Annotated in this window: 13 protein-coding genes and 4 tRNA genes; all 17 read right to left on the reverse strand. The window is 46.1% G+C overall.

The genetic code is table 11. The features are described from left to right. Window positions 1–152 precede the first annotated feature (152 nt). The 17 genes from trxB to EYS13_RS12150 all read right to left on the reverse strand — a co-directional run bounded on the left by trxB (window position 153) and on the right by EYS13_RS12150 (window position 14,195). Window positions 153–1,079 (reverse strand): thioredoxin-disulfide reductase, encoded by a 927-nt coding sequence (trxB, locus tag EYS13_RS12070; protein WP_227762966.1) that lies wholly within the window; start codon window positions 1,077–1,079, stop codon window positions 153–155. Between the two features lie 167 nt (window positions 1,080–1,246). After that, entirely contained in the window at window positions 1,247–2,656 is a 1,410-nt protein-coding gene (locus tag EYS13_RS12075; RefSeq protein WP_227762967.1) for a peptidoglycan DD-metalloendopeptidase family protein, read from the reverse strand. A 391-nt stretch (window positions 2,657–3,047) separates the two neighbouring features. Next, complete coding sequence (gene scfB / locus EYS13_RS12080; protein WP_227762975.1) at window positions 3,048–4,427, reverse strand: thioether cross-link-forming SCIFF peptide maturase; 1,380 nt, start codon at window positions 4,425–4,427, stop codon at window positions 3,048–3,050. Window positions 4,428–4,540: 113 nt separating this feature from the next. Further along, window positions 4,541–4,690, reverse strand: a complete 150-nt coding sequence (gene scfA, locus EYS13_RS12085; protein ID WP_227762982.1) for a six-cysteine ranthipeptide SCIFF — start codon at window positions 4,688–4,690, stop codon at window positions 4,541–4,543. 308 nt (window positions 4,691–4,998) lie between these two features. After that, window positions 4,999–5,685 carry a response regulator transcription factor gene (locus EYS13_RS12090; RefSeq protein ID WP_227762984.1) on the reverse strand — a complete coding sequence of 229 codons (687 nt, stop codon included), beginning with the start codon at window positions 5,683–5,685 and terminating at the stop codon, window positions 4,999–5,001. 444 nt (window positions 5,686–6,129) lie between these two features. Next, window positions 6,130–6,204 (reverse strand) — tRNA-Gly (locus EYS13_RS12095). 120 nt (window positions 6,205–6,324) lie between these two features. Next, window positions 6,325–6,400 (reverse strand) — tRNA-Phe (locus EYS13_RS12100). A 162-nt stretch (window positions 6,401–6,562) separates the two neighbouring features. Continuing rightward, a tRNA-Glu gene (locus EYS13_RS12105) sits at window positions 6,563–6,638 on the reverse strand. Window positions 6,639–6,645: 7 nt separating this feature from the next. Further along, a tRNA-Lys gene (locus tag EYS13_RS12110) sits at window positions 6,646–6,721 on the reverse strand. Window positions 6,722–6,801: 80 nt separating this feature from the next. Further along, window positions 6,802–7,992, reverse strand: coding sequence for a response regulator (locus EYS13_RS12115; RefSeq protein ID WP_227762986.1), 1,191 nt, complete (start codon window positions 7,990–7,992; stop codon window positions 6,802–6,804). Window positions 7,993–8,246: 254 nt separating this feature from the next. Continuing rightward, complete coding sequence (locus EYS13_RS12120; RefSeq protein WP_227762988.1) at window positions 8,247–9,530, reverse strand: adenylosuccinate synthase; 1,284 nt, start codon at window positions 9,528–9,530, stop codon at window positions 8,247–8,249. 210 nt (window positions 9,531–9,740) lie between these two features. Continuing rightward, window positions 9,741–11,150: an NAD(P)/FAD-dependent oxidoreductase gene (locus tag EYS13_RS12125; RefSeq protein WP_227762990.1), complete on the reverse strand. Its 1,410-nt coding sequence runs from the start codon at window positions 11,148–11,150 to the stop codon at window positions 9,741–9,743. A 287-nt stretch (window positions 11,151–11,437) separates the two neighbouring features. Beyond that, window positions 11,438–12,598 (reverse strand): coiled-coil domain-containing protein, encoded by a 1,161-nt coding sequence (locus EYS13_RS12130; protein WP_227762998.1) that lies wholly within the window; start codon window positions 12,596–12,598, stop codon window positions 11,438–11,440. 43 nt (window positions 12,599–12,641) lie between these two features. Continuing rightward, complete coding sequence (locus EYS13_RS12135; RefSeq protein ID WP_227763006.1) at window positions 12,642–13,109, reverse strand: QueT transporter family protein; 468 nt, start codon at window positions 13,107–13,109, stop codon at window positions 12,642–12,644. Between the two features lie 54 nt (window positions 13,110–13,163). Next, entirely contained in the window at window positions 13,164–13,487 is a 324-nt protein-coding gene (locus EYS13_RS12140) for a YbjQ family protein (RefSeq protein WP_227763008.1), read from the reverse strand. 41 nt (window positions 13,488–13,528) lie between these two features. Continuing rightward, window positions 13,529–13,981, reverse strand: coding sequence for a type II toxin-antitoxin system VapC family toxin (locus EYS13_RS12145; protein ID WP_227763017.1), 453 nt, complete (start codon window positions 13,979–13,981; stop codon window positions 13,529–13,531). Beyond that, the gene (locus EYS13_RS12150) at window positions 13,971–14,195 is read right to left on the reverse strand and encodes a ribbon-helix-helix domain-containing protein (RefSeq protein WP_227763019.1); all 225 of its coding nucleotides are present in this window, start codon (window positions 14,193–14,195) and stop codon (window positions 13,971–13,973) included. Before EYS13_RS12150 ends, EYS13_RS12145 begins: the two co-directional genes overlap by 11 nt. Between the last annotated feature and the right edge of the window lie 89 nt (window positions 14,196–14,284).

The following is a 14,284-nucleotide window of genomic DNA, read 5'->3' on the forward strand; positions in this document are numbered from 1 at the left end:
GCAAAACCTCCTTGCTAATAGTTTAAACATAATTTGCAACAATATACAACATACCCTGCAGGGGTAATGCCCTGCTGCTGATTATAGTAGCCAATGCCGCTCCGCCAGTCAAGCTTTTCCTTTCAGCGCGGACAAAAAGGGTAGCGCTGACGCTACCCCCTTTGCTCGCTTTCAATCAGATATCTTTCGGCGCTCATGGCTGCTACCGCCCCGTCCCCCACAGCCGTGCTGACCTGGCGCAAGGTTTTCTGGCGAACATCACCGGCGGCAAAAACGCCCGGGAGGGAACAACCCATAACATCATTGGTAATGATATACCCACGTTCATCCATTGTCACCTGGCCACCAAGAAATTCGGTATTTGGTTCGGTGCCTATAAAGATGAACACGCCGTCTACTGCTTCTTCGCTGATTTCTCCCGTCTGCACATTTTTATATCTGATTTTTTCAACTTTGTTCTGCCCAACAATCTCTTCGATCACTGAATTTAACCTAAAGCTGATTTTCGGATTCTCCCGGGCCCTGTTTTGATAGACGTTGGCAGCCCGAAATTCTTCCCTCCGGTGCATAATCAGTACCTCGCTGGCGTATTTGGTCAGGAAAATGCCTTCCTCAAGGGCAGAATCACCGCCGCCTACCACCACCACTTTTTTATTCCTGAAAAAGGCACCGTCACAGACTGCGCAATAGGATACTCCCGCCCCCGTGAATTTTTCTTCGCCCGGGACTCCCAGCTTTCTAGGACGGGCACCGCTGGCAATTATTATTGTCTTCGCCAGGTACTGGCCTTCATCGGTGATTACCCTTTTCGGGTCGCTTTTTAAATCCACTTCTTTAACTAGACCCATGGCAATTTCCAAATCAAAGCGCATGGCTTGCTCCATAAACTTTTGCATTAATTCAGGTCCTGAGATACCATCGGGAAAACCGGGATAATTTTCGATTATATCCGTATTGGCAGCTTGTCCGCCCGGCATTCCCATTTCGACCATTAAAGTCTTTAGCCCGCCCCTGGCCCCATACAAACCCGCAGTTAAACCTGCCGGCCCTCCTCCGATAATCACCAAATCATATTCCATAACTATTCACCCCTGTAATTATAAAATTATTTCCCCTTCACTATAGCCTGAAAGCAATCTGGCCATTTTATGCAAGATATTGATCTGCTGAAGCCCTTTAAGTTGCAAATAAGCGAAAGCGTCATATACAAATGAAATCCTTACGTGTTACGTAAGGATTTCAAAAGCTATTTAAGGTAACGGGATGGATTGCGAAACTCTCCGTTTACCAACACTTCAAAGTGCACATGGGAGCCGGTGCTCCTGCCCGTATCGCCCACAAGCCCGATGATCTCTCCTCTTTTTACCTTATCGCCCACCTCTACTTTATTTTTGGAATTGTGGGCGTACCTGGTCACCAAACCATCGCCATGGTCTATGGCAATCATATAACCATAGTTGCCGGACCAACCTGAAAAAGTAACCACACCGTCTTCCGCAGCCCGAATCGGATCGCCGGTCCTGCCATCTATATCCAAACCGCTATGAAACTCGCGTCCCCGGTAGCCATACCCGGAAGTTATGGTACCCATTTTCGGCCAGGCCAGCTGGCCAGAGCCACCGTCACCTCTGGAAGCCAGCACCAGCTTAGTGCCCCTGGCAACAACTTTAGTCACAGGTTTTTGCACAACTTTTTCAGCTAATTTTTCTTTAGCCACCTGTATACCGTTGCGCTCTACCACTTTATATTCCACTTCTTTTTGGCCGTTGACCCCGGGCTGTTTGACTTTCTCCTGACCCCGATACAAACTGCTGTCTCGCTCCACTTTCACTTCAAAAGGTATATTTTCAGTCACCTTATAGTTCACCGTTGTCAACACATTCAAGAGCGGCTTGGTTTTAACCAGCTTCAGGGTTTGCCCTATGGACAGCTTTTCCGATTTAAGATCGGGGTTGGCGGCCTGCAATTCCTCTACGCTCATCCCGTTTGCCCGGGCAATAGTCCAAAGAGTATCCCCTTCTACCACCTCATATGTTTCCAACTGCTCGACACCATGCAAAAGGAGCGACTTAACTTTTTCCGGAGAGGAAATTTGGGCCACCGGAAGTTCTGCGGTTTTAAAAGCAACTGCCTCTGCGAAACTTACGTCAACAACATTGTGGTCTTCGTCTTCTTCGGGCAGATATGCTTTTTTGACTTCTTCTAAAATCTCATTGGCAACCGCTTTACTGGCAACAGAGGCCACAACTTCCCCGTTTACGATGATCATGATACCTTGACCGGTAAATACTAAATTATCGCGCAACACAGTCTCCAACTGGGCGGCACCGGTAAGCTCACTTTGATCAACCTTAACTTGGCGGAATTCCAGTTTGCCCTGATAACCGATTTCAGCTAAGTTCTTACTTTCTTTGAAAATTTTTTGTAAAGCGTTATCCACAAGAGCTTGATCTTCAACTATAGCAATTTGTTGCCCGTCGAGTATCACTGCATAGGCGTTAGGTTTTTTATACGCGGCAAATAAACCTATAGCCAAAGCCAGGATTAATACTCCTGCAATTACATTCACTGGAAACCTGGACTTTACAAAGCGATTAATTAGCGTACTCTGTTTTGCTCGCCACTTAGCAATGTCCTCTTTGGTAAAGGCGAACATCACATCCCTCCTTTTCCTTCAATATATCATATGCCCAAAATGTTACCATTACCATACGTCTTCTGCCAAAAATTGTCTAAAGGGGATTTTTTTGATTGGCAAGGTTGTCCATCCGGGCCAAAAAAAATAACTGCCGTATAAAAACCATATTTGATAACATTCGCCGCCGGCAGCCATTTTCCTGCCACAATTTAGCTTAAAAGCATTATTTATGGCCGGTCGTTAGTTTTCAGCTTTCAGCTTTCAGCTTTCAGCCGTCAGCTCTCAGCAGTTAGCCCTTGGCTTTTTCTGTAAAAGCCATACATGCAACTAAGGACTAAGGACTCGGCCAAAGGACGGTGCTGGGGACTGATAACTAATGGCTAAAAAAAGGCTGCCGCCAAGGGCAGCCTTATTTCGTGCTTGCCAAGCGCTTCATTACCTGGACGTAGATAGCACACTCCAGACGCTTTTTCTGCAATTCACAGCCAAATTCATAAGGCTGCCAGATGTTTCCATTATGAGCATGGGCGTTGGCATGGCACCCCCCGCTGCAATGAAAGCGGGCCCAGCATGTCCGACATGCCTCTTTATTGTAAATATGGGCCTCTCGAAAGCTGTTGCTCAAGTCAGGTCGGATAATCCCTTGTTCTACATTTCCCAGCAAGTATTCAGGCCTGCCTACAAACTGATGACAGGGGTAAAAGTCCCCTTCCGGTGTCACTGCCAGATACTCGTACCCGGCGCCACAACCGGTCAACCTTTTAGGCAGGCATGGGCCTTTATCCAGTTCAACATTAAAATGGAAAAAATCCATCTCCTGCCCGGCGAAATACCGTTCCAGGTAGATTTGGGCTAACTTTTCATATTCCTCTTTGAGGATATCCAAATTTTCCGGCCGGAAAGCATAGTCCTCTTCAGGCGGTGCAACTACCGGCTCTACAGAAAGATGGGTAAAACCCAGATCAAACAAATGGACCACGTCGCTGCTAAAGTCCAGGTTGTACCGCGTGTATGTGCCCCGCACGTAATACCCTTCGTTGTTTCTGGACTGGATAAACCTTTTGTACTTAGGAACAATTTGGCTGTAGCTGCCACGCCGTCCTGCGGTTGGACGCATCCGGTCATTGATCTCGGGCCGACCGTCAATGCTCAAAACAACGCTGATGTTTTCCTCATTTAAAAACTTTTCAATTTCTTCGGTCAAAAGCACTCCATTGGTGGTAAGCGTGAATTTAAAAGATTTTCCGGCTCCTACTGCCGCTTCCTTACCGTAAGCCACCAGTTCTTGAACAACGGGGAAATTCATTAGCGGCTCTCCGCCAAAGAAATCCACTTCGCAAACTTTACGACTGCCGGAATTGGCCAGAAGAAAATCCAGCGCCTTTTTCCCGGTTGCCGGGTCCATTAACAACCTTTCCCCGCCGAAGTGGCCGCTGGAAGCAAAACAATACTTGCAACGCAAATTGCAGTCATGGGCCACATGCAAACAAAGGGATTTGACTACCGGTGCATCCGGCAGGCAGTGCTCACCGTCATCGGCTGTGAACAATACCTGAGAGTCTGCCAAAGCGTCAAGCTCAGCTTTTACTTCTTCCAGAGCCTCGGCGCCATATACAGCTTCCAAGCGGCGCTGAACCGGCAGCCATTGGCCACAAGTTTGCTCCAGAGCCTCCAGCACATCCCAAGTCAGTTGGTCTACCACATGCACGGAGCCGCTATTTACATCCAATACGATATATAGATCACCGCATTGGAAGCGGTGGATGTCTGTAACGTTGAAATAGTCCATCTGTTTACCTCCCTAAATAAAATTAATCCCTGGTGAATAACAAAAGTCCGATCAACTCACTTCCTGAAAGTGCAAAAATATAGCCCTATCATAGGGATAGGGCTCCACACAATTTACTTAACGCAGACCTGATTGCCAACTGTGCAGGATGTTTTGCATGCTGACTGGCAGGATACCTGGCAGGCACCGCAGCCACCTGTCAGCTTTGTCTGCTGTAATGCAGGAGAGGCAATAGTTTTAATATGTACCCGCTTCTGTGTCATGAGATTTCCTCCTTTTGCAAAAATAACAAAATTATTATATCACAGCATTCGCTTCCAGTCATTAGTCGCCAGTAGCGTCCTTTCGGCCGGTCCCCAGTCCTCATTCGCCAGCTAGCTGCGCCGCCGTTAGTCATTAGCTTTCAGCCGTCAGCCATCAGCTCTCAACTCTCAGCAGTTAGCCCTTGGCTTTTTCTGTAAAAGCCATACATGCAACTAGGGACTAACGACTAATGACTCAGGACTCGGCTGTTAGCCGATTCTTGGGACTAGGGACTAATGAATGACCCTAAAGTAATACTACATTTCAGTTATACCACTACCATATAGCCTACAGTGGGCACCGTCCTGATATAACCTGGTTCGTCTTCGGCAAGGTTTAACTTCTGCCTAATCCTCCCTATGCAAACCCGCAGGTAGTGGGTGTCGTTAGCATACTCGGCACCCCAGACTGCGGTTAAAAGCTCGCTGTGGGACAATACAGTGCCTGCATTCGCCATCAACCGGGCCAATAATTTAAACTCCGTGGGAGTCAAGCGTACTTCCTGTTCTTTAACTATAACCCTGTGCCCGGAAAAATCCATTACCACATCCCCGACTTGCAAAACCGGTTTACTGGACATCTCTTCTCTAAAGATAGAACGTCTAAGTACCGCAGCAATCCTGGCCAACAGCTCTTGGGTGTTAAATGGCTTAATTATATAATCATCAGCCCCAAGCCCAAGACCCTTGACAATGTTTTCCGACTCGTTTTTAGCAGTAACAATAATTATAGGCACTTGGGATGATTGCCTGATGGTTTCACAGAGCGTAAAGCCGTCAGTATCCTCCAGCACAACATCCAGTAAAATCACATCAAAATTTTCCCGTGCCAACAAGGTTAAAGCACTCTGCCCGTCTCCAGCCGTCCTGACTTCGTAACCGTTTGAACCTAAACAGGCTTCAAATAAAAGCCGGGTAGGCCGGTCATCTTCCACGACTAAAACCTTGTATGACATGATTATTCCCCCTAAGGCCAGGCTAAAATAAAATAACGGCTTGCCGCATTAGTAAAAATAACTTCTCTAATTATTCTATTATAAGAGTACTACATTTAGGAATATTTCCCTGCAAAATTCTTTGATATTATTTAAAAATCCGTCGACGCTCCGGGGCTTGACTACAGGAGCGCTGGTTGACGCCGAGAGTTAAAAAAACGTCCACAATGGACGTTTCAGCTTGTAGACAGGGCCAGCATGTATTATTTCGAGCAGCGGTCAGGGGACACACCTCTTATGCATGTTGTTCTCTTTAGCTGAGGAATGTCCCCAATTAATAAGCTCCTACGCCGTTGACCTTCAGCTCCGCTGCCGACGGCTGTGGAAACCAGTACCGCTCCATAATACATGCTGGCTGTTAATAGTTTGTCGACGGTCTAAAAAGTCCACAATGGACGTTTTTTCTGGAGCGGAAAACGGGATTCGAACCCGCAACCCCCGGCTTGGGAAGCCGATGCTCTACCGTTGAGCTACTTCCGCATCTATGTTCTGTTTAGTGCTAGGGATTTTCTGCTTACACGCAATATTATTATAAATCCGCAATGAAAATTAGTCAAATGGTAGATTAGAACCTAACGCCGGTGGATTTAGTTGAAAAGATGGTGCCTCAGGGCGGAATCGAACCGCCGACACGAGGATTTTCAGTCCTCTGCTCTACCAACTGAGCTACCGAGGCAGGATTAGCCATCGGCTGTCAGCTATCAGCCTTCAGCTTTGTTGAGCTTAGTACTCTTTAAAAGCATGTTTGACATTCTTTTGGATGCATACGAAACATCACTTAGAAAAATTAAAGCCTGATAAGCAGGCTTTTTAAAAGCTATTGGCTGACAGCAGCATGTGGTGACCCGTAGGGGATTCGAACCCCTGTTACCGCCGTGAAAGGGCGGTGTCTTAGACCACTTGACCAACGGGCCATAAAAATGGTGAGCCATCCGCGACTCGAACGCGGGACACCCTGATTAAAAGTCAGGTGCTCTACCGACTGAGCTAATGGCTCATGGGTCTCACAGGTTCATATGATACTATAGTTCCAAACTTATGTCAACCACCTTTTTTAAAATTTTTGGCCAAAAACGTTCACTTTTCCTTAGAATAACTCCCCAGATACCACGCTCCCGCTTGCAGCATACCACTTACCTTATTTACCGGATCGGGGTGAGATAGAAGTCCGGTTTTATCATCCCTAAAATTCGCCTGTATTTCAAATATCTCATCGGTGGCTTTAAAGAAAACCTCCACCACTTCAGGATCGAAATGGCTTCCGGAAGACTGGCGAATTATACGCAAAGCCTCTTCATTGCTGTAAAGCGGCTTATATACTCTTTTATTGGTAAGGGCGTCAAATACATCTGCCAGGGCAACAATTCTGCCAACCAATGGTATCTTTTGCCCCGCCAGTCCAAAAGGGTATCCGCTGCCATCAAATTTTTCGTGGTGGGAAATAGCAATCTGCTCAGCCACCTGGAGCAGCCGGTTATTGGAACCCCCTAATATTTTAGCCCCGATCACTGTATGCCTGCGCATTATTTCCCATTCAGCTGCGCTTAATTTGCCTGCCTTTAACAGCACGTGGTCAGGTATGCCGATTTTACCCACATCATGTAACGGGCTGGCCCGAAAGATCATTTCCGTGAGCTCAGGAGATACTCCCAATTTTGCGGCTATAACCGCAGAGTAATGGCTGATCCTTTTAATATGCCCAGCCGTATCCTCATCCCTGTATTCCGCAGCAACAGATAAACGGTACAAGGTATCGAGATAGGCTTGTGTCAAACTAAGGTTGGCCTCTTGCAGTTTATTTAAAGCGCTTTCTAGTTGTGCTGTTTTTTCTTTAACCGCATCTTCCAGGTTTTGATAATAATCCTTTAAGCGGGCATATTCATAATAAGCTTTTACTTTTAATAGTGACTTTACCCTGGCCACCAATTCTCCTCTGTCTACGGGTTTAATCAGAAAATCATCGGCCCCCGCTTCCAGTCCTTCTATACGGGATTGTTTATCACCGTAAGCTGTAACCATAACTATTGGAATGAGTCTAGTATCTTCGCTTTGTTTTAATTCCCGGCAAATTTCTAAACCGCTCATACCCTCCAAAATCAAATCTAAGACGATCAAGTCGGGCGGTGTGGTTTTTACAGTATCTAAAGCTGCATTGCCGTTTTGCACCTCAATAACCTCGTAACCATGGGGCATCAGGTAAGCGGCCATCAACTTCCGCTCCAGTTTGCTGTCATCCACAACCATGATTTTAGCTCTATTTTGTTCCATAACCGCGCCCCCTGACCCTTATTTCAAGCAGCCTCAAGACCACATCCAGGACAAATCGGCTCTGAAGGTAGCAATTCTCTTAATTTAAACAAGTATATTTCCATAGTTAATTTCTAGCTTTCTTCCCATATTCCTGCAAAAAATGTCTTAATGCTCCTGAAAAGTATAAGAAAAACCGGCTGAAATTCCAGTTGCAGCATAAACTAAGCCCGGCTGATTGGACATTCTCCATTCCTGCCGGACTTAAAAAAGCATTAAAATATAGGTTCCAACATTATAGTTTGCGTGCGCTTCGGACCAACAGCGATAATAGCAACTTTTGCTCCGGATAACTCCTCTATTCTCTTGATATAGTTCCTGGCATTAACTGGCAAGTCCTCATAGCGCCGTGCGCTGCTTAAATCCTGTTTCCAGCCTGGCAATTCCTCGTAAATTGGTTTACATTTAGCCAGTACTTTTAGGCTATGAGGAAATTCGGTAATCTTTTGGCCTTCATATTCATAACCGGTACATATTTTAATGGTATCCAGGGTATCGAGCACATCCAGTTTGGTTAAGGCAATTGCGTCAATACCACTGACGCGCACCGAGTATTTTAAAATCACCGCATCCAGCCAACCGCACCTCCTGGCACGACCGGTAGTTGTCCCATATTCTTTACCTATGTCTCTAATGAGGGCTCCTGTTTCATCAAACAGTTCAGAGGGAAAAGGTCCCTCGCCTACACGACTGGTATATGCCTTCACCACGCCAACCACTTTGGAGATTTTGGTAGGTCCTACCCCCGCGCCTATACAGGCCCCGCCTGCTACCGGATAGGAGCTAGTTACATAGGGATAGGTGCCATGGTCCACATCCAGCAAAGTACCCTGAGCTCCCTCAAAGAGCACATGTTTGCCTGCATTAATGGCTTCGTTGATAATAAAAGAGCTGTCGGCCACATAGGGACGGATCTTTTCCGCGTAACTCAAATATTCAGCCAGAATTTCCTCCGTGCTGAATCCTTCAGTCTGATAAACTTTGTTCAGCAAATGGTTCTTTTCTTGCAGATTGCGTTCTAACAGCTTCTCAAATTCTTCTTTATCAAGCAGATCAATTATTCTGATGCCGACGCGGGCAAATTTATCCATGTAGGCGGGGCCAATACCCCGCTTCGTGGTCCCGATTTTAGCCGCTCCCCGGCGTTCTTCCTCCACCTCATCAATTTTTTTATGATAAGGCATAATCAAGTGGGCCTGGCTGCTGATCCGGAGATTGGATGTATTAATCCCCTTTGCCTCCAGATGCTCTATTTCTTGCAAAAGCACCTGGGGATCTACCACTACACCGTTACCAATCACGCAAATCTTGTCGGCATAGAGTATCCCTGACGGAATTAGATGCAGCTTAAACTCCTCTTCGCCCACTATTACTGTATGGCCGGCATTGTTCCCGCCCTGATACCGTACCACCACATCAGCCTGCTCCGCTAAATAGTCAGTTATCTTTCCTTTTCCCTCGTCGCCCCATTGAGCCCCAATTAGTACCGCTGTAGTCATCACAGCACCCCCGTTTTAGTCGTTAGTCATTTGTCGTTAGTCCTTAGCGTCGGCCTTCTACCGATCCTTAGTCCTTAGTCATTAGTCGTTAGTTGCATATATGGCTTTGGCGGGAAAAAGCCAACGGCTAATTGCTGATAGCTGAAAGCTGATGGCTGGCAGCTAATAGCTATTGACCAATGACCAGGCGTCAGCCGCTGCCAGGGACCGCTACGCTTTTGCGGCGATATCCCGAGCCACCACAACTCCGGTTACCGAGGCTTGCATTAATCCTCTGGTAATCCCTGCACCGTCGCCGATAGTATACAGGTTACGAATATCAGTTTCGAATTTGTTGTTCACTTTCACTTTAGAAGAGTAAAACTTAACTTCTACACCGTAAAGCAAAGTATTCCTGGAGTAAATTCCCGGCGCAATGTTATCGAAGGCTCTTAAAGTTTCCACTATAGAGGTAAGATAACGCTGTGGTAAAACGTAGCTTAAATCACCTGGCACAGCGTTTTTCAAGGTTGGCACGGTTGTCGACTTTTTCAGCCGGTCATAATCTGTGCGCCTTCCTTTCAATACATCGCCCAGCCTTTGCACCATCACGCCGCCGCCGGTCAACATGTTGGCCAGCCGTGCTATATACCTACCATACTCGATAGGCTCATTAAACGGTTCCGTAAACTTGGTTGATACCAGCAAGGCAAAGTTGGTATTATTGGTCTTTAAACTGGGATCTGCGTAACTGTGGCCGTTAACCACCGCAATGCCGCCGTCATAATGCTCCTCGGCCACAACCCCTCCCGGATTCATGCAAAACGACCGGACTTTGTTGTCGAAGGTATCTGAATAATAAACCAGCTTTGCTTCGTACAGGTCCTTAGTCAAATGGTCCATAATGGAATTGGGCACCTCAACCCTGACGCCAATATCCACTTCATTGTTTTCAGTTTTAATTCCCAGCTTTCGGGTTTGTTTGGCCAGCCAATCGGCCCCTCCTCTGCCGGGCGCAACTACCACAAAGCCAGCAGATACTTCAACCGGCTCTTTTCCTTTTTGCTGGAGCAACACACCTGTCACATTACCGTCTTCTACCAAGATATCCTGCACTACTGTAAGCTCTTCGAAATCGGTTTTAGTGTTAGCAATCAAGTGCAAATACATGCTTCTTAGCACTTCAAAAGCCAGCTCTGTACCCAAATGTCTTACAGCGCAGGGTATCAGCTGAATACTGTATTTAGAAGCTTCGTACATGATGTCATCAACCCTTTTGCTGTCCAGACCGTGTACCAAGTCCCTGGCCCCAAACTGCAAATAAATTTGATCAGTATAGTCAATAAGCTTTTGGGCTTCGTCTTCCGGCATATAGTCGGTGATCCGGCCTCCTACCAGTGGAGACTTGCTGAGCTTGCCATCGCTGAAAGCTCCTGCTCCTGACCATCCGCTAGTAATACTGCATGGATCGCAATTAACGCAGACACCTGTTTTTCTTGCGGGGCACACCCTTTTCTCAATATTCCTTCCTTTATCGACTATGAGTATTTCTAAATTTTCATTTAACTTGGTCAATTCCAAAGCTGCAAAAATGCCGGCAGGCCCAGCTCCTACAATTATAACATCGTATTTAGTCTTCACCGGACTACCCCCCTTTATTTACGTTGCTAGTTGCTAGTTGTTAGTCCCCAGCACCGACCTTTGGCCGAGTCTTCAGTCCCTAGTCCCCAGTTAGACTTAATACTAGTGACTTGGGACTGGCGACTGGTGACTGACATATGGGCATAAAAATAACCCAAATAGAGGAACCTACGCTTCTATTTGAGTCTTAAACCCTTATAAACTCAGCACATTTCCACGACAAATACATTTTAGCGGCTGACAGGTTATTTGTCAAGAAAAACCGAATAATAATACGGTATACAATCTTAATCATTCGGATTGAGGGCTACCGTGAACTTCACTCTTCCTGGCATAATTTCGATAGATTGCACCCTGAGCCCCTGCCACTGCCTCCCCAAACTAAAGGTGAGGGAGTAGTCTTGCTGCAAAATTTGAAAAACTTCGTGCTGCACAGGGGTGCCCGCCACTTCCAACCCTTGAGGCAAATAAACAATCCTGCTTCCTTCCGGTTTCAAGCGGCCCCAGATTTTAAAGCCCAAGTCTCGCTGACTTTTTTGGGTCACAGAGAAGCTATCGCTGTTCAGTTCAAATTTTAAGTCCTGCAGGCGGGAATCCACAGCCGTCAATTGCCGGTTTAAGTTTTCCTCTGCAATCTCAAAGCTGGCAGTAGCTTGCAGCAGGTTAAAAGTCAACTTATCTGGTTCTATTTTATGCCAGGGCAAGTTTGGGAATGTACGCAAAATATAATCCAGCTGCGGAAAAATTTTAGCCCATTCTCTTTCCAATAAAAGCAGCCTCTGATATGTTTCGAGCGAAAGCTGTTTGGCTGCTTGCAAGGCTTTTTCCCTCTCAACTTTACTTTTTACCAGGAGTTCATTTTTTTGCCGCACTTCTTCGTATGTTTTCGCCAGTTGGTTTTTTTGTACCATCAGCTGTTCCTGCTGCTGCCTTAGCTGCCGGTCCAAAGAAGCGGTCTGGTTAATTAAAGCGATGCCATAATCCATCAGCCTTTGCACAAGCCGGAACCTGGCAATAAAATCTCCATAACTTTGGGCGCCCGTGATTACCCCCAAGTATGATAAGGTCCCTTTGACGTAGTAGGAGCGAAGCCACCGGTTCAAAAATTGGCGCCGGGTCTTTAATTCCGATGCAGTGGCCCCTATCTGCTCGCTGGTTATGGTTATCTTCTTCTTGTTTTGGTCCATCCGCTCTTGAAGTTCATTTAATTGCTGGGTCAATTTATCCATCTTCATCCTAAGCTGCAGCAGTTCTTGCATTATTAATTTTTCCTCTTGGGAAGCTGCTTGCCTTTGCTCTAGCATCTGCTTCCTGGTGCTGCTCCAGTCCTGCCAACCGGGCACCTGGCCTTCAGCAGTTGACAACGTTCCAAAGAGAAAAAAAGCCGGCAATACAGCACCGGTAAAAAATTTCTTAAAAAAGACATTGTGCGTAAGCAGGCCACCCATGAATAAACCCTCCAAACAGCAGGATTTGAGGGGATTCTAACTCTCACTTTAAAAATGAGTTTCTGTCCCGCTTATACCTCTTTAAAACTGTAATAAGCAGATGCCCCAGAGTAAATACAACCAAAGCTTCGCTTAAGCCGATACTGAGGACAGTGGCCCAGTAAGGCCATTCAAAAAACAGGTGAAGGTATAGGCTGACAAAAATTGCATTTAAAACAACAGGGGATAAATAGGCTAAAACAGAATTCCTAAAAAAATAGGTACCATAGGCCGCCACCAAAGTAGTCAAGCTACCGCCTATTACATCTACCATTCCCACCGGCCCATAAAGATTGGCCACCAATGCGCCGATAAACAACCCTGGGATTGCCTCCGGGAAGAGCATGGGTAGCAGGGTCAGCGCTTCTGCAAACCTGATCTGAACTACTCCGTAAGACAAAGGTTGCAAAGCTATGCACAGCACTATGTAAATTGCAGCAATTAAGCCCGCCCTGGCTATTTTGATTCCCACCTTATTCACCTCTTGTTAGCCAATTGCTAAAAGCTTACGGCTGATTGCTGATGGCTAAATATCCTCTTCGAACAATACGGCAGTTCCGGAAGCAGTGACCATCAGCATTCCTTCCCTGACCACTTCGTAATCGATGTCAACGCCTACCACTGCATTAGCGCCTAATCTTTTAGCATGTTGCTCCATCTCCATTAAAGCTAACTGTCTTGCTTCCACCAATTTGCTTTCGTAAGCTCCCGATCTCCCACCCACAATGTCGGTAATGCTGGCGAAAAGGTCCCGCACAATATTAGCCCCCATGATAGCTTCGCCCGAAACTATCCCTAAATATTTTTTTATGGGCCGGCCTTCAATGTTCTGCGTAGTAGTCAAAATCATTTTCCTTCCTCCACTTCTCACAAGAATTTTTAGTGGTTGTTTTAGTTGTTTCCAGTGGTTCCACTACCAATTTCCGGCAGAATAGCAACTTCTGCCAAATTAAAGTGACGATCAAATGAGAATGCTTGGGGAATGCGGTAGTGCCTGATCAGCGCAAAACTTACTGCATCAGTATAAGAAAGATCATACTCTTTAAAGTTTATAAGCAATTCCCTGGCACTTTTCTCCACATCACTGTTCACTAATTTTACTTCTATTCGACCCGAGTTAGAACTATCCTCTAAAACTTGTAAAAATTTTTGACTGGGCGTCGCTCCTAGGCGATACCTTAATAAAGTATAAGTCTCGCTTACAATATAATTAGTTATAATGATAGGCCTCTTTTCGTTCAAAAGCTCGGACCACTGTTTATAAGCAACCACATGGTAAGGATCGTCACGGTCGATTAATGCGTAAAAAGCTCCGGTGTCAACAAAAACTGCTTCATTGTTCATTGTCATATTCTCCTCTTTTTCTGCCACTGGCCGCGATCCCCGCCAGAGAAGCAATGGGTTCTCCCGCCGGCATGGAAAACTGTCTCAGCATATATTCTTCCAAAGCCCTTCTGATAACTTCCGCTTCGGATAAATCGTTTTTTTGGGCAATTTCCGCCAGAAGCCTGCTTTGTTCAGGCCTTAAGTAAAATTGTTTTCTCACAGCTTTAGCCAATTTTTTCCCACCATTCTGTCTGGAATTAGCTGTAATAGTTTTTCCCGCAATTGCAAAATACTATTGACAACAGGCGTTGGGAATCTTTA

Source organism: Zhaonella formicivorans (assembly GCF_004353525.1).
GTDB classification, from domain to species: Bacteria; Bacillota; DUOV01; order DUOV01; family Zhaonellaceae; genus Zhaonella; species Zhaonella formicivorans.

What these genes read in the sequence shown, in the direction of transcription:
- trxB (WP_227762966.1), bottom strand. Translation starts at nt 1,079, where the DNA reads ATGGAATATGATTTGGTGATTATCGGAGGAGGGCCGGCAGGTTTAACT.
- EYS13_RS12075 (WP_227762967.1), bottom strand. Translation starts at nt 2,656, where the DNA reads ATGTTCGCCTTTACCAAAGAGGACATTGCTAAGTGGCGAGCAAAACAG.
- scfB (WP_227762975.1), bottom strand. Translation starts at nt 4,427, where the DNA reads ATGGACTATTTCAACGTTACAGACATCCACCGCTTCCAATGCGGTGAT.
- scfA (WP_227762982.1), bottom strand. Translation starts at nt 4,690, where the DNA reads ATGACACAGAAGCGGGTACATATTAAAACTATTGCCTCTCCTGCATTA.
- EYS13_RS12090 (WP_227762984.1), bottom strand. Translation starts at nt 5,685, where the DNA reads ATGTCATACAAGGTTTTAGTCGTGGAAGATGACCGGCCTACCCGGCTT.
- EYS13_RS12115 (WP_227762986.1), bottom strand. Translation starts at nt 7,992, where the DNA reads ATGGAACAAAATAGAGCTAAAATCATGGTTGTGGATGACAGCAAACTG.
- EYS13_RS12120 (WP_227762988.1), bottom strand. Translation starts at nt 9,530, where the DNA reads ATGACTACAGCGGTACTAATTGGGGCTCAATGGGGCGACGAGGGAAAA.
- EYS13_RS12130 (WP_227762998.1), bottom strand. Translation starts at nt 12,598, where the DNA reads ATGGGTGGCCTGCTTACGCACAATGTCTTTTTTAAGAAATTTTTTACC.
- EYS13_RS12140 (WP_227763008.1), bottom strand. Translation starts at nt 13,487, where the DNA reads ATGATTTTGACTACTACGCAGAACATTGAAGGCCGGCCCATAAAAAAA.
- EYS13_RS12145 (WP_227763017.1), bottom strand. Translation starts at nt 13,981, where the DNA reads ATGAACAATGAAGCAGTTTTTGTTGACACCGGAGCTTTTTACGCATTA.